The organism is Kribbella catacumbae DSM 19601 (genome assembly GCF_000372465.1).
Classification (GTDB): domain Bacteria; phylum Actinomycetota; class Actinomycetes; order Propionibacteriales; family Kribbellaceae; genus Kribbella; species Kribbella catacumbae.
In genome coordinates, this window is sequence record NZ_AQUZ01000001.1 from 423,251 (window position 1) to 446,326 (window position 23,076).

General features: G+C 68.0%; 18 protein-coding genes. 12 read left to right on the top strand and 6 right to left on the bottom strand.

Features of this window, described 5'->3' with window-relative positions:
- Window positions 1-64: 64 nt before the first annotated feature.
- The 6 genes from A3ES_RS0101840 to A3ES_RS0101865 all read right to left on the bottom strand — a co-directional run bounded on the left by A3ES_RS0101840 (window position 65) and on the right by A3ES_RS0101865 (window position 10,204).
- Window positions 65-3,196 (bottom strand): efflux RND transporter permease subunit, encoded by a 3,132-nt coding sequence (locus A3ES_RS0101840; protein WP_026162479.1) that lies wholly within the window; start codon window positions 3,194-3,196, stop codon window positions 65-67.
- 40 nt (window positions 3,197-3,236) lie between these two features.
- Entirely contained in the window at window positions 3,237-3,665 is a 429-nt protein-coding gene (locus A3ES_RS0101845; protein WP_020385067.1) for an efflux RND transporter periplasmic adaptor subunit, read from the bottom strand.
- On the bottom strand, window positions 3,658-6,867 hold the full coding sequence (locus A3ES_RS0101850) for an efflux RND transporter permease subunit (protein WP_020385068.1): 3,210 nt from the start codon (window positions 6,865-6,867) through the stop codon (window positions 3,658-3,660). Before A3ES_RS0101850 ends, A3ES_RS0101845 begins: the two co-directional genes overlap by 8 nt.
- Before the next feature lie 183 nt (window positions 6,868-7,050).
- Complete coding sequence (locus A3ES_RS0101855; RefSeq protein ID WP_237744830.1) at window positions 7,051-8,523, bottom strand: ATP-binding protein; 1,473 nt, start codon at window positions 8,521-8,523, stop codon at window positions 7,051-7,053.
- A complete protein-coding gene (locus tag A3ES_RS0101860) occupies window positions 8,516-9,196 on the bottom strand; it encodes a response regulator transcription factor (protein WP_020385070.1) in 681 nt (226 codons plus the stop codon). Before A3ES_RS0101860 ends, A3ES_RS0101855 begins: the two co-directional genes overlap by 8 nt.
- Window positions 9,197-9,226: 30 nt before the next feature.
- On the bottom strand, window positions 9,227-10,204 hold the full coding sequence (locus A3ES_RS0101865) for a hypothetical protein (RefSeq protein WP_020385071.1): 978 nt from the start codon (window positions 10,202-10,204) through the stop codon (window positions 9,227-9,229).
- A 287-nt stretch (window positions 10,205-10,491) separates the two neighbouring features.
- On the opposite strand from A3ES_RS0101865, the gene A3ES_RS0101870 reads away from it, so the two are divergent.
- From A3ES_RS0101870 to A3ES_RS0101925, 12 genes are all read left to right on the top strand, one after another.
- Window positions 10,492-11,451: an ABC transporter ATP-binding protein gene (locus A3ES_RS0101870; protein ID WP_020385072.1), complete on the top strand. Its 960-nt coding sequence runs from the start codon at window positions 10,492-10,494 to the stop codon at window positions 11,449-11,451.
- The gene (locus tag A3ES_RS0101875; RefSeq protein WP_020385073.1) at window positions 11,451-12,266 is read left to right on the top strand and encodes an ABC transporter permease; all 816 of its coding nucleotides are present in this window, start codon (window positions 11,451-11,453) and stop codon (window positions 12,264-12,266) included. Before A3ES_RS0101870 ends, A3ES_RS0101875 begins: the two co-directional genes overlap by 1 nt.
- A gap of 91 nt (window positions 12,267-12,357) precedes the next feature.
- On the top strand, window positions 12,358-12,960 hold the full coding sequence (locus tag A3ES_RS0101880) for a COG1361 family protein (protein ID WP_020385074.1): 603 nt from the start codon (window positions 12,358-12,360) through the stop codon (window positions 12,958-12,960).
- Between the two features lie 176 nt (window positions 12,961-13,136).
- Complete coding sequence (locus tag A3ES_RS0101885) at window positions 13,137-13,802, top strand: response regulator transcription factor (RefSeq protein WP_020385075.1); 666 nt, start codon at window positions 13,137-13,139, stop codon at window positions 13,800-13,802.
- Window positions 13,774-14,868, top strand: coding sequence for a sensor histidine kinase (locus tag A3ES_RS0101890; RefSeq protein WP_026162480.1), 1,095 nt, complete (start codon window positions 13,774-13,776; stop codon window positions 14,866-14,868). The genes A3ES_RS0101885 and A3ES_RS0101890 overlap by 29 nt, the downstream gene beginning before the upstream one ends.
- Window positions 14,869-15,140: 272 nt before the next feature.
- On the top strand, window positions 15,141-16,472 hold the full coding sequence (locus A3ES_RS0101895) for a right-handed parallel beta-helix repeat-containing protein (RefSeq protein ID WP_020385076.1): 1,332 nt from the start codon (window positions 15,141-15,143) through the stop codon (window positions 16,470-16,472).
- 282 nt (window positions 16,473-16,754) lie between these two features.
- Window positions 16,755-17,393 (top strand): sensor histidine kinase, encoded by a 639-nt coding sequence (locus A3ES_RS50895; protein ID WP_020385077.1) that lies wholly within the window; start codon window positions 16,755-16,757, stop codon window positions 17,391-17,393.
- Window positions 17,390-18,034 carry a response regulator transcription factor gene (locus A3ES_RS50900; protein ID WP_020385078.1) on the top strand — a complete coding sequence of 215 codons (645 nt, stop codon included), beginning with the start codon at window positions 17,390-17,392 and terminating at the stop codon, window positions 18,032-18,034. The genes A3ES_RS50895 and A3ES_RS50900 overlap by 4 nt, the downstream gene beginning before the upstream one ends.
- On the top strand, window positions 18,031-18,747 hold the full coding sequence (locus A3ES_RS50905; RefSeq protein WP_020385079.1) for a response regulator: 717 nt from the start codon (window positions 18,031-18,033) through the stop codon (window positions 18,745-18,747). Before A3ES_RS50900 ends, A3ES_RS50905 begins: the two co-directional genes overlap by 4 nt.
- Window positions 18,748-18,838: 91 nt before the next feature.
- Window positions 18,839-20,056 (top strand): DegT/DnrJ/EryC1/StrS family aminotransferase, encoded by a 1,218-nt coding sequence (locus A3ES_RS45900; protein ID WP_020385080.1) that lies wholly within the window; start codon window positions 18,839-18,841, stop codon window positions 20,054-20,056.
- On the top strand, window positions 20,053-21,534 hold the full coding sequence (locus tag A3ES_RS0101920; RefSeq protein WP_157630257.1) for a nucleoside-diphosphate sugar epimerase/dehydratase: 1,482 nt from the start codon (window positions 20,053-20,055) through the stop codon (window positions 21,532-21,534). The genes A3ES_RS45900 and A3ES_RS0101920 overlap by 4 nt, the downstream gene beginning before the upstream one ends.
- 27 nt (window positions 21,535-21,561) lie before the next feature.
- On the top strand, window positions 21,562-23,022 hold the full coding sequence (locus tag A3ES_RS0101925) for an RtcB family protein (protein ID WP_020385082.1): 1,461 nt from the start codon (window positions 21,562-21,564) through the stop codon (window positions 23,020-23,022).
- The last annotated feature ends 54 nt before the right edge of the window (window positions 23,023-23,076 follow it).

Sequence of the window (23,076 nt, forward strand, 5' to 3'; positions counted from 1 at the left end):
GCTCGTGCCGCCCGCGCCCGCCGGCGCGCTGAGGAAGCCGACTGGGCCCTGCTCTACTCGTGGCTCAGGCAGCCATCGCCTCCAGGCGCTCGCGACGCCTCTTCGCAAACCTGAGGTAGAACCCCGGGACGACCAGCAGGTTGAGCAACGTGGCCGTGATCAAGCCGCCGATGATGACCACCGCCATCGGGTGCTCGATCTCCTGGCCCGGGATCGACCCGGTCACCAGCAGCGGGATCAGCGCGAGCCCGGTGGTCAGCACCGTCATCATGATCGGCACCAGCCGTTCCTTCGCGCCCTGGATCACCAGCTCGGGCCCGAACGGCACGCCCTCTTCCTCCTCCAGATGCTTGCAGTGACTGATCAGCATGATCCCGTTCCGCGCCACGATCCCGAACACGGTCAGGAACCCGACCAGTGAACCCAGCGTGATCACCTTCGACCCCAGGTACGCCGCGATCAGCCCACCGACCAACGCGATCGGCAACGTCACGAACGTCAGGATCGCCAGCCGCCAGCTCCGGTACGACGCCTGCAACAGCAGCAGGATCCCGATGCCGGCCGCGATCGCGAAGATCAGCAGGCGTTGCTGGGCCGCCTGTCGCTCGGCGTACTCGCCGAGCATCTCCGTGCGGAATTCCAGCGGCATCTCCACCTGTTCGAGCCGCTTCTCGATGTCCGCGACCACGGATCCCAGGTCACGGGTCCCGTCGAGTTCGGCGCCGACGTCGATGTTGCGGAACAGATCCTCATGCTGGACCACGTTCGGCACCGACACGATGCTGATGTCGGCCACCTCCCTCAGCCGCACATGGCCGCCGCCAGGCTTGTCGATCAGCAGGTTCTGCAGATCGGTGACGCTGCGTCGCTTCTCCGGTGGGGTCCAGATCTGGACGTCGTAAGCCTTGCCGGCGGTGTAGAGGTCGCCGGCCTCCTCGCCGGCCATCAACCAGGCGGCTGCGCGCCGGACGTCACCGGGTTTGAGACCGTACTTCCTCGCGGCCTCGAGATCGACCTCGACCCGGATCTGCGGAATGGCGTCCTGGAAGTCGGCGCTGTGATCGCCGACCCCCGGGACCTCGCCGACGATCTTGTTGATCTCCTCGGCCTTCGCCCGGAGGGTCTCCAGATCCGGCCCGAAGATCCGGATCGTGATCGGGTCGCTGGTCCCGGTCAGCACCTCCCGGATCCGTTCCTTCAGATAGGTCAGCACGTCGCGGAACACCCCGGGATAGCCGTCGACGGTCTGGCGGACACTGTTCACCGTCTCGTCGTAGTCGACCGACTTGTCGACGCTGATCCAGTTCTCCCCGAAGTACACGCCGTGCGGCTCGTCGCCGAAGAACGCGTTCCCGATGTGCGACCCAGCGTTGCGCACGCCAGGGATCGTCAGCAGCTCGGCGTTCACCTGTTTCGTCGTCCGGACCTGTTCCTGCAGGGAGATGTCGGGCTTACCGAGCCAGTGCATCAGGAAGTCGCGTTCCTTGAAGTTCGGCAGCAGCGACTGACCGAGCAGCGGCACCACCACGAGCCCGAGGGCCGTGGCGAGAGCGACCGCGACGTACCCGCGGCGCGGGCGCTTCACCATCCGGGTAAGAACCCATTCGTAGCCACGCTTCATCGGCGGGACGAGTGGCGACTCGCGGTGGGCCAGCGACTTCGGGCTGCGGAAGAAGATCAGCGCCAGCGCGGGCGTGACCGTCAGCGCGACCAGCATCGACGCGCCCAGGGCGAGTGCGTACGCCACCGCCAACGGGCGGAAGAAGGCCCCGGACAGCCCCGCGAGCAGGAAGATCGGCGCGATCGCGACGATCTCGATCAGGGTCGCGTAGACGATCGCGGCCCGGACCTCCATCGACGCCTCCAGGATGATCTTGGCCGTCGACTTGGTGCTGCCCTCCTGGCGATGCTGACGCAACCGGCGGACGATGTTCTCGATCCCGATGATGGCGTCGTCGACGATGTCGCCGAGGGCTATCACGAAGCCGGCCAGCACCATCGTGTTGATCGTCGCACCTTGGAGGGTGAGCACGAGCAACGCGGTGAGCAGCGACAACGGGATCGCCACGACGCTGATGACCGCCGTCCGCCAGGAGTACAGGAACAGGGCGAGCATCGCGATCATCAGCAGCGCGCCGAGGATCAGCGACCGGGTCAGGTTGTCGATCGCGTCCTCGATGAAGGTCGCGGGCCGGAAGATCGCGGAGTCGACGGCGATCCCCTGCAGACCGGGACGCATCTCCGCGAGTGCCTCCTCGACTCCCCTGGTGACGTCCAGGGTGTTGGCCCACGGCAACTTCTCGACGATCATCATCAGGCCGTCGCCCTCGTTGATCACCGCGTCACCGATCAGCGGCTGGTGATCGCGGACCAGGTTCGCCACATCGCTGAGCTTGATCTGCCGGCCGTCGAGGGTCTGGATCGGCAGGTTGGCCAGGTTCTCGTGGGACACGATCGGCGTGACATGGCGGATTCCGGTCCGTCCGGTCGCGCTGTCGACGAAGCCGCCGCGCCCGATGAAGTTGCCGTCGGAGTACTGCTGCAGGCCGGCGTCCAGCGCGTTCGAGGTCGTCGTCATCACCCGATCCAGGGTGACCTTCTGACTGGCCATCCGTTCGGGGTCGGCCTGCACCTGGAGCATCTCCAGCCGTTCGCCCCAGATCGGCACGTTGGCGACGCCGGGCACCTGGAGCAGCCGGGCCCGGATCTTCCAGTACGCCGTCATCGACAGATCCATCATGTCCAGTTGAGGATCCGTCGTGGACAGGCCGATCTTCAGCACCCGGCTGGTCGCCGACAGCGGCTGGAGCATGACCGGCGGCGCCGCCCAGGTCGGCAGCTTCGGCGTGATCGCCGCGATCCGCTCCGCGACGTTCTGGCGCGCGGTCAGCAGATCCGTACCCTCGTCGAAGAGCAGCACGACCTGCGACAGCTGCTCGACCGACCGGGACCGGACGGTGTTGACGCCGGGAATCGCGGTCAGCGACTGCTCCATCGGAACCGTGATCAGCTCTTCCACCTCGGTCGGTCCCAGCCCGATGGCGATGGTGTGCACCTCGACCTTCGGTGGGGCGAACTCGGGAAAGACGTCAACCGCCGACTTGCCGAGCTGCTGGACCCCGAAGAACATCAGGAACGCAGTCAGGGCCACCACGAGGAACCGGAACCTTAGACTCGACGCAACGATCAAACGCATCACTGCACCGCCCCCCTTTCTCTGTCGCCTGGTCGGCGGTTCAGTGACCGATCTCTTCTTCGACGCCGTACAGCGAAGGCACGCCGACGGTGGCCACCTTGGTGCCGGCGGCCGGACCGCTCAGCAGGTAGGCGAGGTCGCCGGCCTGCCGCTGGATCTTGATCTCGTGGCGGATGAACACACCTGTCTCGGGGTTCGTGTAGACCCACCACTTCCCCTTCGGGTCCACGAACACCGCGGCGGACGGGACAACCAGCAGGTTCGCCGACTTCTTGACCGGTGCGGTCTCGAGGGCGATCCGCTTCAGCGCCTCCGCTTCCAGGATGACCCGCGGACGGTCGCTGCCGGCCACTTCCTCGATATGGGCGGGCTCGTGGCTGACGGCGTACTTGTCCGTGACCGTCCCACCGCAGGAGGAGACGAGCAGGACGGTGATCAGTCCCGCGGCCGCGCGACCCTTCCTACGCATCGTCCGGCCCCCGTCCCGCCCCTACTCCTGCTTCTTGCGGGGCCGGGACCGGAGTCTCCTCAGGAACCGGTGGCACCGGTTCGTCGGCCCACATGTCCTGCTCGGCGATCGACCCGAACCGCAGGTAGACGACCGGTACCACGTACAGGGTGACCGCCGCTGCCGTCAGCAGGCCGCCGACCAGCACGACCGCCATCGCGTGCAGGAGCTCGAACCCCGGTTCGCCGCCGATGACTACGATCGGCGCGAGCAGGATCATTGCCGCCAGCATCGACATCAGGGCCGGCGCCATCGCCTGCCGGGTGCCGGCGACGACGAGTTCTGGACCGAACCGCATCCCCTCGTCCCGCTGCAGTCGCTGGTACCGCCGGATCAGCAGGATGACCGTCCGTGCGGCGATTCCGAGCACGCCGACCAGTCCGGCGACCGAGCCGAGGCTGAACGTCCGGCCGGTCAGGATGACCGCGGCGACGCCACCCACCAGGGCCAGCGGCAGTGCCAGGAACGCGATCAGCGCGAGCCGCCAGCTCCCGACGGCCGCCTGCAGCAGCAGGAACACGGCGATGGCGGCGGCGATCGCCAACGCGATCATCTGCGCCCGGTCGGCCTGCTGTTCCTCATATCCGCCGAGCAGTTCGGCGTGGTGCTCCAGCGGGAACTGCACCTGCGCGAGCCGGCTGCTGACGTCGCCGGCGACGTCACTGACGTCGCGCCCGGCCACGTCGGCGATCACGTCGAGGTACGGCGCGACGGCCTCGTGCCGGATCACCGTCGGGTTCGGCACGATCTCGACGTTCGCCACGTCACCGAGCCGGACGTGAGTGCCGAACGGCGTGTCGATCAGGAGCTTCTCGATGTCGGTCACGTTCTGCCGGATCTCCGGCTTGCCCCAGACCACGACGTCGAACACCTTCTGCTGCTCGAACAGGTTGCCGACGGTCAGGCCACCCATCAACGCGGTCGCCGCCCGGCGTACGTCACCAGGTTTGATCCCGGCTGCCTGGGCCTTGGCGAGGTCGACCTGGACCTGCGCGGTGGGCTCTTCGAGCGCACGGTCGACATTCACCGTGGCCACGCCGTCGATGCCGGTCATCAGGTTGCCGATCTCGTCGGCCTTGCTGCTGAGCTGGGCAGGATCGTCGCCGTAGATCCGGACCACCAGGTCCTCGCTGGACTGGCCGAGGACGTCGGTGACGCGTTCGTCGGAGTAGGTGAGGACGTCGGTCGTCACCCCGGTCAGGCCACGGACCGAACCGCGGATCGAGCTCAGGGTCGCGTCGTAATCGGCATCCGGTCCGACCTTGACCCAGATCTCGCCCGAGTTGACGTTGACGATCTGGTCCGACGCGATCGCCCGGCCGACCTGGCCGCCGACGTTGACGACACCTGGCACGGCGCCGAGTTGCTGGACCGCCTGTTCGGTGATCTCGGTCATCTTCGGCAGCGACGTACCGGGCGGTGCCTCGACATGGACCAGGACGTCGCGCTCCTTGAGCGACGGCCGCAGCGAGGCGTTCAGTAAGGGCAACGCGATCAGGCCGATCAAGGCGAGGACGCCGGCAACGATCAGGCCGGTCCGTGTGCGGGTGACCAGGCCGGGAGCCCTGCGATCGTAGCCGCTGGCCAGCTGACGGGAAATCCGCGACTGCCGGCGCTTGCTGCCGGGCATGAGCATCAGGGCGATCACAGGTGTGAGGGTCAGGGCGACCAGCATCGACGCCCCGACGGCGAGCAGGTACGAGAGCACCATCGGCGGCAGGAACGCGCCGCCTTCGCCGTTCAGGAAGAAGAACGGCACTGTCGCCGCGACGACGATGAGGACCGCGTAGAGGATCCCGCCGCGCAATGCGGCGGACTCACTCACGACCGCGAGCGTGGTCGATGCGCCGTCCTGATCGCGCCGCTCACGAAGCCGGGCACCGAGGCCGTGCGCGTCGGTGATCGCGTCGTGGACGATCGCGGTGAGACCGAGCACGAGCCCGGCGACGACCATGAAGTTGATCGGGACGTCCCGCAGATACAGCACCACGGCCGCCACGGCCAGTGGTACCGGGATCGCCACGAGGGCGACCAGCGCGCGGCGCCAGTCCCAGAAGAGCAGGACGATCAGCAGCAGGAGGAGGACTCCGCCGATCAGCAGTGCCCACTGGAGGTCGCTGAAGGACGACTCGATGAAGGACGCCGGCCGGTACAGCGACGAGTCGATCTGCAGGCCGCCGAGACCGGGCCGCATCGCCTCCAGCGCGGCCTCGACGTCCTTGGTCACCTGAACGGTGTCGGCGCCGGGGAACTTCTCCACCACGAGCAGCTGGCACGCCTCGCCGCCCGGGCAGATGGCGTCGCCGATCAGTGGCTGGTGGTTCTCGACCACCTGGGCCACGTCGCCCAAGGTCTTCGAGGTCGGCCGGCCGGCGGAACTCTCGAGCGGCACCTGGGCCAGCTCGCCGGCGGTCGTGATCGTCTGCTGGTGGAAGATGTCGAGCCGCTGGTTCACCGTGTCGATGAACCCACCGGTGCCGGGCGTGGACGCCTCCAGGAAGGACAGCGGCGACACCTCGAGCGCGTTACCGCTGGTCTCGATCACGTCGGCCAGCGTCGTCTTGTTCTGCTGCAGCTGCTGGGGATCGACGAGGACCTGCAGCTGCCGGTCGCGGTAACCCCAGACGGTGACGTTTGCGACGCCGGGCACCGACATCAGCCGTGGCGTGATCACCCAGCGGGCGAGCACGGACTGGTCGATCGGGGTCAGCGAGTCCGAGGAGATCTTGATCATCGACAGCCGGCTGGTGGACGACAGCGGCTGGATCATCTGCGGCAGCTTCGACACCTGCGGCAACCCTGCCACGGCGGTTGCCTGGGACAACCGCTCCTGCACGACCTGGCGCGCGTTCAGCAGGTCCGTGCCCGGCTCGAACGTCATCACGACCGAGGACAGGCCGGGCATCGACACCGACTCGATCTTGTCCAGGAACGCGACACCGGCCAGCAGGTCCTGCTCCAGCGGGACGGTGACCATCTGCTCGATCTCTTCGGCCGAGAGCCCGAGCGCCTCGGTCTGGACCTCGACCGTCGTCGGCTTGAACTCGGGCAACGCGTCCACGCTGGACCGGCCGATCTGGACGATGCCGAGGATCATCACCCCGACCGCTACGGCGACCACCAGCCGCCGGAATTTCAGGCTTGACGATACGATCCAACGCATGATGGTCCCGCCCCTCCCCCATGGGGAGGCAGCACCGAGGGACGTGCACAGCGGACTATGCCGTGCACCGGAATCCCCCGGACCGCACCCCCTACCTCAATCCCATGTAGCGGTGATACCGCCTACTTGAGCCCCTTAGTCGGAGAGTAAGTCCGAGATGTACTCGCGTCAACGCGCCGGTTCTCAGGACTTTCTCAGCGACCCTCGGACATAATTCGCACCGGCCACCGGAAGCCGGACCTGGAACCGGGCACCACCGAGGGGTGAGTAGACGACATCGACCACCCCGGCGTGTGCCTTGACGATGTCGGCGACGATGGCCAGGCCGAGGCCGGCACCGCCGTGATCGCGATCCCGGGCGCCGTCGAGCCTGGTGAAGCGTTCGAAGATCTCCTGCCGCCGCTCGGCCGGTACGCCGGGCCCGTCGTCGTCGACGGTCAGCACCGCCTGGTCGCCCTGGACCGAGAGGCCGACGCGGACCTCCCGGGTGGCATGCGCGACCGCATTGTCGACGAGGTTGCGGACGAGTTGTTCCAGCAGGAGTCCGTCGCCGGTCACCTGGACCGGCTCAACCGCATGTTTGTCGACCCGCACCGGACCGCCTGTGGGTGACCGCTCTGAGCCGATGGCGTGGATTCGCCCGCGAGCACCCGCGACGACGGTGTCGACGACGTCGTCCAGGTCGACCGTCGTCCGCGTCCGGCCCAGGGTGCCGGCATCGGCACGGGCCAGGAGCAACAATTGCTCCGCGAGTTGCTGCATCCGGACGGTTTCGTCGAGCAGGTCGGCGCTGACGTCTTCCCACTCGACCGGAAGATGGCTGGCCCGGGCGGTCTCGAGTTGCGTCCGCAGGCTGGCGATCGGGCTGCGCAACTCGTGCGCGGTGTCGGCGATGAACCGGCGCTGGCGTTCCGCGCTGTCCTGCAGGCGGGCGAGCATCGCGTTGACCGTCCGCGCGAGCCGGCCGATCTCGTCGTACTGCGGCGGCTCGGAGACCCGTCGGTCCAGCCGCCGGCCGGTGATCTCGTCGGCCTCCTGGCGGATCGTCTCGACCGGCGCGAGAGTCCGGCCGAGTACCGTCCACATCGCCACCGACAACAGCAGGACGAAGATCGGGATCGCGGCCAGGCCGACCTGGCCGACCAGGACGACGACCTCTTCGATCTCCTCGATCGAGACCGCGACGTAGACGGTGGCCGGACCGGACGGAGTCTCGATGCCGTGGGCAACGATGCGGTACGGGCCCGACTCGGCCATCGGCAAGGCGCCGACGCTGATCACCCGGGTGGACCCGGGTGGCCGGCGGGGCAGGTCGAGGGCGGGCCGGCCGGCGATGTTCGCGCTGGAGACGAGGATCTGGCCGCCGGCGCCGACCACCTGCACCAGGTCGCCATCGTGGCCGATGGGGGCGAACGGCGGCAGTGCATCTCCCGCGGCGAGCGCGCCGAGGTCGCGGGCCCGGAGCCGGCTGGCGTCCATCGCCTCGTCGATCATCACCGCCCGGAGCGTGAGGGCGAACGCCACGCCGCCGACCATCAGGACTACGGCCGTCGCCGCGGCCGCGATCAGCACCATCCGGGTCCGCAGCGACGGATGCGGCCGCCACCAGGACACCGATCGCCGTGCCGGCTTGGTTCGCCGTGGTGGCTCAGCCATCGCCCACCGGGCCGATCAAGTAGCCGTGGCCGCGGATCGTCTCGATGGTGGCGGTGCCGAACGGCTGGTCGATCTTGCGGCGCAGATACCCGACATACACCTCGACGACATTCGGCTCCCGGTCGAAGTCGGCCCCCCAGACATGATCGAGGATCTCGGCCTTCGACCGGGTCTGGCCGACGTTGCGCATCAGGTATTCGAGCAGCGAGAACTCCCGGCGGGTCAGCTCGATCTCGACCTCGCCGCGATGCACCGTGCACCGCGCGGGATCAAGCTCCAGATCCCCGACCACGAGCGTCGCCGGCCGAGCCGGTGCCCCACGACGCAGCAGGGCGTTCAGCCGGGCGATCAGCACGAGATACGAGAACGGCTTGCGCAGGAAGTCGTCGGCACCGAGATCAAGCCCGCGGGCTTCGGTGTCGTCGCTGTCCTTGGCGGTGAGAATCAGGATCGGCGTCCAGTTACCGTCGGCCCGCAACCGCTTGCACACCTCGTACCCAGACAGCCCGGGCAGCATCAGGTCGAGCACGATCGCGTCGAACTCCTGTTCCTGAGCGAGCCACAGTCCGGTGTCGCCGTCATGCGCCAGCTCGACGGCGAACCCGTGATCCTCCAGCCCGTGGCCGATCGCGCGCGCCAGCCGGCGCTCGTCCTCGACCACCAGGATCCGCACAGCTCCTGCCCCTCTCAGTTGATCGGCGCGTCACTTGATCGGCGCGGTCCGGCCGTAGACGTCCTTGCTGTACCCGTACGCGCGCTTCTCCAGCTTGAACGCCTCGGCCCGAGCCTGGGCGAGACCAGCCTTGTTCAGGCGTTGCACGCTGACCAGTTCCAGCGTCTCCTTGGTCGGGTCGTTGCCGTAGTACCCGACCCGGACATTGCCGACGCCGGCCGCGTAGTACTTCAACTGGTGCGCGCCCGGCTCTGCCGCGGACCACTCGTCGGTGATCAGAACGCCCTGGAAGCAGCCCGCCTTGACGCAGGTCTTCTGGTTCGCCTTGAACACCTTGGCCCGGTCCGACCAGTCGACGGCGGGACCCCAGCCCTGTGCATAGCTGCTGCCGTCGGTCGGCGGTTGCGCCTTCATACTGATACCGGCCTGCGCGCCCTTGACCCCGTGGATCCAGGCGGGTGCCTCCACGACCTGGCCCTCCTCATACACCTCCGGGTACTCACCGAACCGCCAGACGTCGCCGTTGTCGGCCTGGGCGACGAATGCCAGCTCCGCCTCCTCCAGCACACCTTCCTTGAAGTCCCGCTCCCAGACCACCACGTTGGGCACGCCGTCGATGACCTTGACGAGGTCGGTGACGATGACCGTCAGCGTGTGCCCGAAGGTCTGGCCGTCCTCGATCGTCTGGCCGCGGTAGTTCAGCCGCGTGCCCGGCCGCACTGGGTACCACTTGTTGGTGACCGCGGTCGAACGCTTGAACGCGGTCCGGTCGTACCCCGGCTCCGGGCCCGTCTCCGGTTGCTTGGCCGGCGTGCTGGGCGTCTTCGTGGGTGGTGTGGTTGCCGGCGTTTTGCTCGGGCTCGCGTCCGGCCTGCTGGTCGGTGTAGCCGTCGTCTGGGCCGGTGCCTGGACCCCGGTCGACCCGTCGGACGAACAAGCCACCAAGGCCAGCGGACCGGCGAGCCCGGCGGTCAGTGCGAACGCGTATCCGATGCGTATTCTGCGCATCTTTCCTCCCCCTCGGCGCCCGATCGCAGGCCGGCGGCCTGTTCCCCCGACCGGGTGCCCATGAGCCGAGTGTCGCGCGCCAGGCCCGTCCTGAGAAGTGGCCCGAAGGTTTCGCTCGGGGACCAATTTCGGCGCGTCCTCTTGCCGAACCGGAATTCACGGCGCACGCTGACCGCAAAGCGCACGGGGATCGCGGTTCGTAGTTGCGCTGCGTACGACCACCCCGGTGCGCCTGGGCGAGGGGGCGTGATGGGGGCGTTACGCGGTTTCACAACCGGAGCGAAGCGATGAGCATGCCCGGTGAGGTGGCACTCGAAGCGAGTGGATTGCGGAAGTCGTACGGGCGGCTGGTGGCCGTGGAGTCGCTGGATCTGCGCGTCGCGGCCGGTACGGTGCTGGGCTTTCTCGGGCCCAACGGGGCCGGCAAGACGACCGCGATCCGGATGCTGACCACGATCCTGCCGGCCGACAGTGGGTCGTTCACGGTCGCCGGCGTACCGCACACCAAGCCGATCGCGATCCGCCGCCGGGTCGGTGTGCTGCCGGAGAGCGCGGGGTATCCACTCGGCCAGTCCGGCGAGGAATGGCTGCGCTACCACGCCGAGTTGTTCGGCCAGAGCAGGGCCGACGCCCGGGACACGGCCCGGAGGCTGCTCGCGGATGTGGGCCTGGCGGATCGCGGACCGGCACTGATCGGCGGTTACAGCCGGGGCATGCGGCAACGACTCGGGATCGCGCGCGCGTTGGTGAACGACCCGGACGTCGTCTTCCTCGACGAGCCGACCCTCGGCCTCGACCCGATGGGCCAGGCGCAGATGCTCGACGTGATCGGCCGGATCGCTCGCGACCGGGGCGCGACGGTCTTCCTCAGCACCCACGTGCTGGCCGATGTCGAACAGGTCTGCGACCGCGTCGTCATCCTCAACCGTGGCAAGGTCGTTGCCGAAGGCACCGTCGCCGACGTGGTCCGGCAGGCGGCCGCGCCTCGGCACGGGCAGGTGAAGGTCCCGCCCGAGCAACTCGACCACGCCCTGGCCGCGCTGGCCCGTACCGAGGTGCACGCGGAGGCGAACGGCGGCGGCCGGCTGGGCGAGCTGGAACTGAGCATGCCCGCCGGACTCGAGCTCGAAGCAGCCGCGACGCAGGCGATCAAGAGCCTGCTCGAAGCCGGCGTACCGGTGCTGGGGTTCACCCTGGAAGGCGGGCGACTCAGCGACGCCTTCCTCGCTGTCACCGAGGAGGTCTGATGACCCTCGATGCCAAGCCGGCAGCCGCCGGGTCGGCAGCGCGAGCGGGACGCCCGTCCTGGCTGGTCGTCGCCGACCGGGAGGTCCGTGACCTCTGGCTGGGCGGACGCGCGCTGATCCTGCTGTTCGCCTACGCGATCACGCTCAGCGTGACCACCTACCTGACCGCCACCAACGAGGCGCTCAACTTCCTCGAACAGCGCGAGTCCGTCAGCCTCACCTTGCAGGTCGCGGTGGCGATCGGCGTTCTGCTCACGTTGCTGGCCGCGGCGGACGCGTTCAGCGGCGAGCGCGAGCGCGGCACGCTTGAATCACTCCTGCTCGCCCCGGTCTCCCACCGATCGTTTGCTCTCGGCAAAGGGATCGCCGCGCTGTCGCTGTGGTTCGCGGCCTTCGTGATCTCGGTGCCGTACATCTGGTACCTCGGCCGCGGTGTCGGCGTGGTCCGGACCTCGCTGCTGAACGGACTCCTGGTCGGTTCGCTGCTCGCGTGCACGATGGTCGGTCTCGGTCTGCTGATCAGCACGTTCGCGAGTTCGAACCGGGTCAGCCTGTCGGTCAGCGTCTTCACCCTGCTCGCGTTGTTCGCCCCCACCCAGATGCCGAGCTCGGCCCAGCGCGGCTGGTTCGGTGATCTGCTGCTGCGTGCGGACCCGTTCACGGCCGGCCTGCGCTACCTCGGCCGCGTGATCATCAACGCCCGCAGCTTCGCCCAGGAAGGCCACTGGCTGATCGGGCCCGCGATCGTCGCAGGAATCGCCCTGGTGCTGGCGATCGCAGTCGCGGGCCGAATCAGGCTCGGAGGCCGGGAATGACCAGGTACTACGGGACTTTGGTAGCCGCACTCGCCCTGGTGCTCGCGCTGGTGGTTTCGAGGCGGCTCAGACTGGACGTCAGGAGCCGGGGATGAGCAGATTGTTCGCCGTTGTCGCGGCCAGCGCGGTCGTCGCCGTCACCGCACTGGCGCCGGCCAGCGCGGGAGCGTCGTCGCCGGCCGCTGCCGGGCCAGGCTCGCTGACCGTAGAGCTGGACAAGACCCAGGCCGCCATCGGACTGGGCCAGACCCTCAAGTTCACTTCCACGGTAGGCAACCCTGGTGCGGACGACGTGACCGGCGCCATCGCGCATCTCAACGTCCTCGCTGTCGACCCGGGCGTCTACGTCGATCCAGAGGACTGGTCCGGCGAACGCACGCAGTACCTCGACCCGATCGGTGCCGGCGAGTCGGAACCGCTGGAGTGGGAGATGCAGGCCGTCAACAGCGGGCGGTTCATCGTCTACGTGGCGATCACCTTCGCCCAGACCGCCGGCATGGTCGTCGCCAGCAAGTCACTGCGGCTCGATGTCGCGGCGCAGGACACAATGAACGCCGGCGGCTTGCTGCCGATCGCGGCCGGCGCACCCGGTGTGATCGCTTTGCTGATGGGCCTGGTGATGATCCGCCGCCGCCGGTACCAGCCGTTGTCCAGCGCAACGAACTCGAAGGGTGAAGAAGGCAACGGCTCCTGACCGCGGACTCTGAGTGCCAGGCCGGTCACCGACTGTACCGTCGACGCGACCAGCCGGGCGCCGTTAGCCAATCTCCACCGCTTTCCGGGACCTCCAGGCCTAGCGTGGTTGACGCCGCCCTGGCCACAATGGGCGGCGGGGGCAGTACAAGGGTCATCATCCTGAGGGGGGCCGAGATGACCAAAGTCCTGGTGATCGACGACGAACCCGACCTGGTGAGGTTCGTCCGACGCGCCCTGGAGACAGAGTCCTACCAGGTGCTGACCTCGACGAACGGGCTCGACGGCATCCGGCTCGCGGTGACCGAACAACCCGATCTGGTCGTTCTGGACCTGGTCATGCCGGGCATCCACGGCGAGGCGGTGCTGTCCGCGTTGATGGCACAGGATCCGAGCATGCGGGTGCTCATCTTGTCAGCGACCGGGGACGTCCAACTGCGGATCTCCTGTCTCGAGCAGGGCGCGGTCGACTTCCTGGCCAAGCCGTTCGCTGTCCGGGAGCTCATCGCCCGGGTGCGCAGCCGACTCCAGGAGAATGCCACGTCGAGGCGGCGGGACACGCTGCAGGTCGGCGACATCGTCCTGGACCTGCAGGCGCGGCAGTTGCTGGTCGACGGGAAGTCCACGCCCCTGTCCCAGCGGGAATTCCTGCTCCTCCTGCACTTGATGCGCAATCCGGACACGGTCTGCTCGCGGCAGGAGCTGCTGTCCGAGGTCTGGGGCTATGACTTCGACCCGGCGACCAACGTGGTCGACGTCTGTATCGGCCGGTTGCGCGCCAAGGTGCGGCCGGATCTCATCGTGACGGTGCGCAATGTCGGCTATCAGCTCCAGAGCGCCTGAGGCGCTGACGGCGGACGCCGTCCCGGTACTGCGCCCGAGAGTCGCTCTGGTGATCGACATCGGCCTGGCCGTCTTCGTCGCGGCGATGATCGGGTGGATCGTGGCGTTTCCCGAGCACATGGCCGCTCCTTTCCACCTGATCTTCGTCGCGCTCGCGCTGGCCTACGGCTACCGGGTGTGGCCGGTCTTGCCTACCTTGGCCGTCATGGTGGCGATCACGCTGCCAAGCGGCTGGCTGATGTGGAAACATGCCTCCGACGGCTACCTCCCGTACGCCGAGCTGACCGAGCTTTGGCTGATGCCGGCCGTGGTGCTCGTGATGGTCTGGCACGCCCAGCGCCGGGCGACCGCGCTGCGGCAGGTCGAGGAGATGGCTTTGCGGCAGCTCGACGCGCTGGACCGCGAGCGCGAGTTCCTCCGTGACGCCTCCCACGCCATCCGGACACCGGCGACGATCGCTCGCGGCCACCTCGAACTTGCCGCCGCGAGCGACCTGCCGGACGGCGTGCGACAAGACCTGACCGTCGCTCTCCAGCAACTGGAGCGGATGTCGGCCCTTTCGAACCGGCTGCTCGCAGTCGCCCGGCTGGACTCGGGAGAGGCCCTGCGCCGCCAGCCGACCGATCTGGCCGAGCTCGTCGGGCGGCTCGGCTGCAACTGGTCCGCGAGCGCCGACCGGAACTGGCGGATCCGGAACGAACCAACCGGCAGCGTCTCGCTCGATCCCGAATGGATCGCCGTGGCGGTCGACGCGCTGATCGAGAATGCCGTGCACTTCACCGCCGACGGCGGCACGATCAGCGTGGGCTGCCAGGCACTCGACACGAGCTACCTGATCACGGTGTCAGACTCGGGCCCCGGCATCGAGGCCGAGGATCTGGCGAACGTCTTCGACCGGTTCTGGCATCGGATGCCGCCGAACGGCCGGATGGGCAGCGGTCTGGGGCTGTCGATGGCCCGTGCGACCGCAGCGGCACACGGCGGCACGCTCACGGCCCGCAACCATCCCCTCGGCGGCGCGGTACTCGAACTCTCCCTCCCGCGCCAGGCCGGCCAAGCGGTCTGAACCACTCGATGACAAGCTTGTCATCTTCCTTGCCCTGAAGCCGCGCGGGGCGCAGCCTTGGTTTGAACTGCGTACGTCGACGCGCCGGGACGGCACTACCCCCTGTCCGTGCCGACGCCGTGCCTGTCGCCTGCACGACGGCCCCCCAAGCCGCGCGGCGCGGCCACGCTCGGCCGACGTACGCAGTGGTAAGTCCGGTCTCGTCCAGTGGACGCCGGAGGCTACGTCGTTTGCGCGATGCAACGATCCCGTCCCGCTACTACCGTGAAAGCATGAGAGGCATCAGAAGTCTGGGACTGTGCGCTGCAGCGCTCGTCCCGGCCGGGCTGCTGGCGTTCCCCTCGCTCGCCCAGGCCGCGACCACGTCGCTGTACGTCGACAGGACCGCGGCCTGCTCGGACGCCGGCTCAGGCACCGCGACGACGCCGTACTGCACGATCGGCAAGGGCGTGAGCAAGCTCGCCGCGGGATTCACCCTGTACATCGGCAACGGGAGCTACGCCGAGACGATCAAGCCCGTCGTCTCCGGCACCGCGGCAGCGCCGGTCACCATCACCAAGTGGCCGGGACGCAACCCGACCATCACCGGCTCCACGTACTACGGCGCCAGCCTGACCGGCCGCAGCTACGTCGCCATCGCCGGACTGACCTTCGCCGGAACTGTTGCCGATGGCATCTACGTGTCGATGGGCGACCACCTCACCATCACCGGCAACACGGTCAGCGGCGCGGGCCGCCAGATCCAGGGCAAGACAGCACCTGGCATCAGCATTCGCGGCGCCACCTCTTCGGTGGTGAGCGGCAACTACGTGCACCACAACAACGGCACCGGCATCGTGCTCACCTCCGGGGCCACCGGGATCACGGTGTCCGGAAACACCGCGAGCTTCAACGCCGAGGGATACCGGCGCAACGGAAACGGTATCAACGTGGTGAGCCCGGGCAACACCGTCCTGCGCAACATCACCCACGACAACGAGGACTCCGGGATCCAGTTCTACACCGGCGGCAACAACAACCTGGCGGCGCTCAACGTCACCTACAACAATGGCGACCACGGCATCGACAACCTCAACGTCACCGGCGGCCGGATGATCGGCAACACCGTCTATCGCAACTGCACCAGCGGCCTCAACGTCGAGGGCAGCTCGGGCAACTACCAGGTGTTCAACAACATCGCCGTCGACAACGCCGTCTACCCGGCGTACAAGGGCATCTCGTGTGCCAGGCGAGCGGGCAACATCGGTATCTGGGACTCCGCGCCTTCGAGCACCGTCGTCGATCACAACCTGGTTTGGCTGACCAAGGCCGGGAAGATGTACGCGTTCGGCTCTTCGTACACCTCCCTTGCCGCGATGCAGGCAGCGACCGGTCAGGAGTCCCACGGAGTCCAGGCCGATCCTCGCTTCGTCTCCCCCGCCAGCTGGAACCTTCGGCTGAGCGCCGGCTCGGCGGCGATCGACCGCGGCCACTCTGGTGTCTCGGGTGCCCAGGCGACCGACATCGCGGGCGTTTCGCGGTACGACGATCCCGCCACGGCGAACACCTTCGCCGAGGGGCCGCGCCGCTACGACGACCTCGGTGCCTACGAGTTCCGGCCCTGATCACCGGCGCCGGCCGTCACGATCCGTGAGATTCTTACCGCCCGGATCGGGTGAACAGTAGATGACAGAAAAATGACCGAATCATGACGACTCGGCCAAGATCGTCTATTTCAGGCGGGAAAACGCCTCTACTGGAGCCCTGAGACCGAGACGTGTCTGCTTGGGGGGCTCACCAGCGGCGAACGACGGGACTACCGTCCGTAGCCGAATGTCGGGCTTGGGTCAGCACGGAACCACAGGGGCAGCGGTTCGCTCGGTGATGGACTCTGAGGGGGGTCACACATGAGTGCTGTCAGTGCACCGGAATCGTCCGTCGGGGAGGGGTCCCCGGCCGGCGGTCCGGACCAGTTGATGAGGCTTTGCCATGACCTACGGCAGTACGTCGCCGCGGGTCTTCTGCTGTCCGAGCCGAGGACCGGGCAAGAAGCGCAGACCCGGATGGCCTTGATCCACCAGCAGTTCACCGCGATCGCCGAAATGCTGGCCGCCGAGTTCGACCGCGTCGACAGCATGGGCCCGATCAACCTCGCCCGGCTCGTCACCGAATGCGCCGACATGGTGCGGCTCACCCATCGAGGCCAGATCACTGTCATGGGCTCGAAGCAGGTCCTCGTCGACGGCGAGCAGGCGCTGCTGAGGCGCGCTGTCGGCAACATGCTCGACAACGCGTGCCGCGCCGCCGGCCCGAGCGGAACAGTGACCGTCAAGGTCGGCGTGGACGCCCATGAGGCGAAGATCGAGGTCGTCGACGACGGCGCCGGTTTCGGCGGTATCTCTGCTGGCACCGGCCACGGCCTCCAAGTCATCGCCGCTGCCGTACGTGCCTGCAGGGGCCGGCTCGAGATTTCCAGCGGACCGGGCGTCGGTACCACCGTCCGGCTCTGCGTACCCGCGCTGCGACGTGCAGTGAGGCCGGCATGAGGCTCGCCGTCTGCGACGAGCAATGGCTGTTCGCGTCCGTCCTAGCGGCAGCGTTTGCCCAGCATGGCCACCAGACGGTGCTGGCCACCAACCAACCGTCGGTCCTACTGGACCATGCGGCCGAAGTCCGGTTCGAGCTCTGTGTCCTGGACATCGTGACCGGTTCCCCATCTGCCGTGGAGGTGGCTGAGCACCTCACTGCGCTCGACCCGAGGCCGGCTGTCCTGCTGCTCACCGACTCGTGCCGGGACGGTGTCTGGAAAGCCTACGAGCGAGGGCTCTTCCAGGGCATCGTCAACAAGGCCTGCGCATTCCCCATCTTGATGGAGGCGATCGACCGGATCGCCGCCGGTGAGCAGGTATCGGAGGGCTGGCAGTCGCCCGAACGACGCCAGGACCATGCTGTGATCGACACCTTGACCAGCAGGGAGCTCGAAGTACTGCGGCTGGTCGTCCAAGGGCAGTCCACCCAGATGATGGCTGACCAACTCGGCGTCAGCGCCCACACGATTCGCACCCACGTACAGCAGGTACTGCGGAAGCTCGGGGTTCACGGCAGAGGCAAGATCGCCCGCGCGGCCGCGGCAGCCGGACTGGTCGACTCGACGACGTTGTCGCGTGCCGAAGGCATACCGAGATGACGGCCGGCGACGCGGGAGCGGTCATCCTGCTCGTCGATGATCACCGCGTCTTCGCGGACGTGCTGGGCGAAGCGCTCTTGGAAGAACGCGGGATCGCCCGCGTCGACCGCGCCTCGACGTTGGATGCGGCGCGTGCTCTGCTCGCCGCCGATCCACCCGATCTCGTCCTGCTCGACCTGGTACTGGCCGGCGAATCCGGCTTCGAGCTGCTCGGCGAGCTCGCCCGGAGCGCGGACGCACCGCCCGTGATCGTCTTGTCCGGCAGCAGCCAGCCGCACCTGATCGTCAAAGCACTCGAGTGTGGTGCCAAGGGATGGCTGAGCAAGACCACCCGGCTGGACGCACTGGTGACCGCGGTCTGGCAGGTCCTCGACGGCCAGATGTACCTCGCGCCCACCACGTTGCGACCCGTGCTGAATCATCTGCTGTCCGACCTGCGGCGACGCGACGCGGCGGCGGGCTTCGTCGCCGACCTCACGCCGCGCGAGCTCGAAGTACTGCGGTGCCTCGTCTCCGGGATGACGCGGGCCGAGGTCGCCAAGCACCTGTTCGTGTCGATGAACACCGTCCGCACTCACGTCCAGAGCCTGCTCCGCAGGTCGGACCAGCACTCGGCACTGGCGCTGGTCGCCTTCGCCCGCTCACACGGTGTGACAGGCATCGACGAGATCGAGGATCGCCGGTCCATCGATGGACCCGGATCGTCATATTGACGTAGGTGTTCTCACCTCCTCGTCGGGCGCGGGCCACGCTCACGGCCCGTAACGTCGAAGCCAAAGGCAGGGCTCTGAGGGGGGCAACGGGATGACGACCCGAATCACCGCTGTGCCGCGTGCGATCCCGGCCGAAAGCGTCGAGGTTCCGTTCGCGGACTGCTACATCTCGGCCGAAGCCCAGATGGCGGCACTCCGCGTACTCCGCTCCGGCTGGGTGACCACCGGCAAGGAGGTGGCCGGCTTCGAGGCCGAGTTCGCCGAGTACGTCGGCGCCGAGCACGCCGTCGCCGTTTCCTCGTGTACACAGGGGATCGAGCTCGCGCTGCGATCCTTCGAACTACCGACGGGATCGCTCGTCCTCACCTCCACGATGACGTTCTGCGGTGCGGTCCAGGCGATCGCGCATGCCGGGCTGCACCCGGTCCTCGTGGACGTCGACCCCGAGACAGGGATGCCGACGCCGGCCACGGTCCGGGACGCAGTCCGAGCGTTCGGACAGCCGGCCGCGATGACGGTGGTGCACTGGGCCGGCGATCCTGCCGACGTACCGGCGCTGGCCGAGGCTGCCGGGCTGACACTCGACCACGTTGTCGTCGATGCCGCGCACGCCATCGGCACCTACAGCGGGTCGACACCGATCGGTTCGGAGTGCGGAGCCACCTGTTTCTCCTTCTACGCGACGAAGAACCTGCCACTCGGTGAGGGCGGCATGGTCACGACGGACGACGCCGAGCGGGCCGGATGGTTGCGTCAGGCCCGTTTACACGGGATGACCGCCGACGCCTGGCGGCGCTACCTGCCCGGTGGCAGCTGGCGCTACAACGTCGCAGCCGCCGGCCTCAAGGCCAATATGACCGACATCCAGGCCGCGATGGGACGAGCACAGCTCCGCCACCTCCCCGCCTGGCAATACCGCAGAGCTCAGATCGCCGCCCGGTACGACGACCTGCTGGCCGCGCAACCCGGGATCGGACTCCCCCACCGCCCTGAGTCCGCAACCGGTACGCACGCGTGGCATCTCTACCCGATCCGGCTCGCCACCGGGATCGAGCGGGACGAGGTGATCGCCGAGCTGGCCCGGCGAGGGATCGGTACGTCGGTGCACTTCATCCCCGTTCATCAGCTCACGTACTTCGGCCGGATCGCGTCGATCCCGCCGGGTGGGATGCCCGGGGCCGACACCTTGTTCGACCAGTTGCTGTCAGTACCGATCTACCCCCGTCTGACGGACGGCCAGATCGATGCCGTGTGCGCGGCGTTGGCAGACGTCATGCACCGGCGGTTTTCCAGAAAGGAAGCGGAATGAGTCAGCCTGTGTTGCTACGGCAAGACGCGAACCTGCTGCGGACCATCGTGGTCGGGGCCGGTGAAGCCGGCCTCGCGCTGGCCCGCGACCTGCACCGGGTCAGCTCGTTCGGGCTGGAACCGGTCGGCTTCCTGGACGACGACGAGACCAAGCAGGGCCGGCGGTTCGGGGGACGCCGGGTCCTTGGCACGCTGGCCGACCTCGAGGACGTGCTGGAGCGCAACCGCGTCGACGTTGTCGTGGTCGCCATTCCATCGATGCCCACCCACGAGGTGAAGCAGCTCGGGCTCCGGGCCGCCGCGCAGGGCGTGACGGTGTTGCACCTGCCACCTTTCCTGTCCGCTCTGCAACGACAGATCGCGGGCACCGACATGCGTGCGCTGCAGGTCGGTCCCCTGATCGGCAGGTCGGAGATGCACGTGGTCAGCCGGGGCGCGGCCGAAGCCATCGCGGGCAAGCGAGTCCTGGTGACAGGGGCGGGTGGATCGATCGGAAGCGAGCTGTGCCGACAGGTCTACGGCTTCGGTCCAGCCGAGCTGATCATGCTCGACCACGACGAGTCCAACCTGCACCGGACCCAGCTCGACCTGTGGGGCGAGGCCCTGCTGGACACCGAGAGCACCGTGGTCGCCGACATCCGCGACGGCGAGCGGATCCACCAGTTGTTCCGCGACCACCGTCCGCAGATCGTCTTCCACGCAGCGGCGCTGAAACACCTGCCGGTACTGGAACGCCATCCCTGCGAGGGCGTCAAATCGAATGTCCGCGGCACCGAGAACCTGGTCGAGGCGGCGATCGCCTACGACGTCGAACGGTTCGTACTGATCTCGACCGACAAGGCGGCCAACCCCACTTCGGTGCTCGGGGCAACCAAACGGCTGGCCGAACTCGTCCTGGAGGCACACCACGGCTCGGATACCGTGCTGACCGCCGTCCGGTTCGGCAACGTCCTCGGCAGCCGCGGCTCGCTCCTGCACGTGGTCCGCGACCAGCTCGCCAGTGGCTCCGCGGTGACCGTCACGCACCCGGACGTCAGCCGCTTCTTCATGACTATCGAGGAGGCCGTCGGGCTCGTCCTGGAGGCCGCCCGGATGGCCGACGGCTCGTCCACCTACGTGCTCGACATGGGTGAGCCGGTCCGGATCGTCGATCTGGTCCGCAACTTCGCCACCCTGCTCAACATCCGCGACGTGCAGTTCCGGTACACGGGGCTGCGGCCCGGCGAGAAGCTCACCGAGGAGCTCTTCGGTTGCGAGGAGCAACCACTGCCGACGGACCACCCGCGGATCTCGATGACGCTGCCGCCGCACGCGATCCAGGGCTTCCGGGCCGGCCTGCGCGAGCTGTACGACGCCGCGTCACACAACCGGCCCGACGAGGTGTTCCGGCATCTGCGCCGGCTCGTCCCGGAGTACACGCCGGCTCCCGGGCTGCTGTCCGCCGTCACCATGGGCGCGCCCTACCCGGACGACTTCTGAGACCACCTGCGACGACTGCGAGGACAGATGACCACTGAGGCAAGGCCACCACTGAACGTCCGCGTCCTCGACGCGACCGTCACGGACCCCCCGACGGTCTTCGATGACCTCAGCCTGCTACCGGCAAGACAGACCACCGTAGCGGCGTTACGTCATCGGGTCGGGGGCGCGGACCTTGCCGCGCCACCGGTGGTACTGCCCGATTTCCACCACAAGTCCAGAATGGAACTGCCGTCCAGCGTCGCCGTCGCGACGACCGGCACGATCCGTCCCGACCTGACCAGTTCGTCGGTGAACTGCGGGATGGCGCTGATCGCGGTCGACTCCGAGGTTCCCGACGACCGGGCCATCGACACCTTCATGCGGGCCGTCCGTGAGCGCTACCCCTATCCGACCCGGGGCACCCGGGAGCTGTCCCGCTCGGAAGTGGTCAGGGCGGTCCGGGACGGCTCTGAGTTCAGCGTCGAGCGGTGGGGCGCGCCCGCGGACGACCTCGAGCGGATCGAGGAGGGTGGCCGGCTGGAGCTGGAGCGCTACGGCGGGATCGACCGGCTGCGGTCCGAGCTTCCCGGTGTCGCCTTCCAGCTGGCCCGCTACCGCTTCGGCACCGTCGGCCCGTCGAACCACTTCGTGGAACTGCAGCGGGTCGAGGAGATCCTCGACCCGGAGCGGGCGGCCAAGCTCGGTGTGACCGAGGGTCAGCTGACTATCCAGTACCACGGCGGCGGCGGCGTGTTCACCGGTGAGATCGGCCGGCTCTTCTTCCGTCGCAAGGACTACCCGCGCCAGATCAAGGCCGTGAACGCGGCGCTCAAGCCGTGGTTCCATCTCAGGTCGGCCAAGTCCTTCGCTCAGCTCAAGGCGAGGCTGAGCCTCTACTTCACCGACGGCTGCACTCCGCTGGAACTCGCCAGCGACGAAGGCCAGCGGCTGATGCTCGCCACGGCGGCCGCGATGAACTACGGCTTCGCCTTCCGTACCGCGACCTACGCCGCGCTCCGCAAGATCGCCGCCGAGTCCTTCGGCGGTGCCACCGGGCGTCTCGTCGTCGACTCGCCCCACAACAGCATCTACGAGGAGCCGGTCGGCAACTCCACCGCCGTGGTGCACAGGCACAACGCCTGCCGGGCCTTCCCCGCCGGCATGATGCCGCCGGGCACCACCTTCGCCGACACCGGCCAGGCCGTGCTCCTTCCGGGAACGCACCGCACGTCCAGCTACCTCGCGGTGGCTGGTGACAAAGCGGCCACCAGCCTCTACTCCGCCTGCCACGGTGCCGGCACGGTCGTCCAGGACCTCGCCGACAGAGGCATCTCAGGCGACGACCCGCTCCGTCGCAAGACCCTTCGCTACCGCTATGACGACGGCGCTCCGACTGAGGCCGCCCACTTCGACGACCGTGGCGTGAACGCCGCCCTCGACGTCCTTGTCCGCAACGGACTGGTCAAGCCAGTAGCCCGGATGCGGCCGGTTGCAGTTCTCCACTGACCACATCAGATCTAGACGCAGGAGCGATCATGTTCAGACGGCGCAGGGCGCTAG

Coding starts and splice junctions, on each gene's coding strand:
- A3ES_RS0101840 (WP_026162479.1), bottom strand. CDS start 3,196: ATGCGTTTGATCGTTGCGTCGAGTCTAAGGTTCCGGTTCCTCGTGGTG.
- A3ES_RS0101845 (WP_020385067.1), bottom strand. CDS start 3,665: ATGCGTAGGAAGGGTCGCGCGGCCGCGGGACTGATCACCGTCCTGCTC.
- A3ES_RS0101850 (WP_020385068.1), bottom strand. CDS start 6,867: ATGCGTTGGATCGTATCGTCAAGCCTGAAATTCCGGCGGCTGGTGGTC.
- A3ES_RS0101855 (WP_237744830.1), bottom strand. CDS start 8,523: ATGGCTGAGCCACCACGGCGAACCAAGCCGGCACGGCGATCGGTGTCC.
- A3ES_RS0101865 (WP_020385071.1), bottom strand. CDS start 10,204: ATGCGCAGAATACGCATCGGATACGCGTTCGCACTGACCGCCGGGCTC.
- A3ES_RS0101870 (WP_020385072.1), top strand. CDS start 10,492: ATGAGCATGCCCGGTGAGGTGGCACTCGAAGCGAGTGGATTGCGGAAG.
- A3ES_RS0101875 (WP_020385073.1), top strand. CDS start 11,451: ATGACCCTCGATGCCAAGCCGGCAGCCGCCGGGTCGGCAGCGCGAGCG.
- A3ES_RS0101880 (WP_020385074.1), top strand. CDS start 12,358: ATGAGCAGATTGTTCGCCGTTGTCGCGGCCAGCGCGGTCGTCGCCGTC.
- A3ES_RS0101885 (WP_020385075.1), top strand. CDS start 13,137: ATGACCAAAGTCCTGGTGATCGACGACGAACCCGACCTGGTGAGGTTC.
- A3ES_RS0101890 (WP_026162480.1), top strand. CDS start 13,774: ATGTCGGCTATCAGCTCCAGAGCGCCTGAGGCGCTGACGGCGGACGCC.
- A3ES_RS0101895 (WP_020385076.1), top strand. CDS start 15,141: ATGAGAGGCATCAGAAGTCTGGGACTGTGCGCTGCAGCGCTCGTCCCG.
- A3ES_RS50895 (WP_020385077.1), top strand. CDS start 16,755: ATGAGTGCTGTCAGTGCACCGGAATCGTCCGTCGGGGAGGGGTCCCCG.
- A3ES_RS50900 (WP_020385078.1), top strand. CDS start 17,390: ATGAGGCTCGCCGTCTGCGACGAGCAATGGCTGTTCGCGTCCGTCCTA.
- A3ES_RS50905 (WP_020385079.1), top strand. CDS start 18,031: ATGACGGCCGGCGACGCGGGAGCGGTCATCCTGCTCGTCGATGATCAC.
- A3ES_RS45900 (WP_020385080.1), top strand. CDS start 18,839: ATGACGACCCGAATCACCGCTGTGCCGCGTGCGATCCCGGCCGAAAGC.
- A3ES_RS0101920 (WP_157630257.1), top strand. CDS start 20,053: ATGAGTCAGCCTGTGTTGCTACGGCAAGACGCGAACCTGCTGCGGACC.
- A3ES_RS0101925 (WP_020385082.1), top strand. CDS start 21,562: ATGACCACTGAGGCAAGGCCACCACTGAACGTCCGCGTCCTCGACGCG.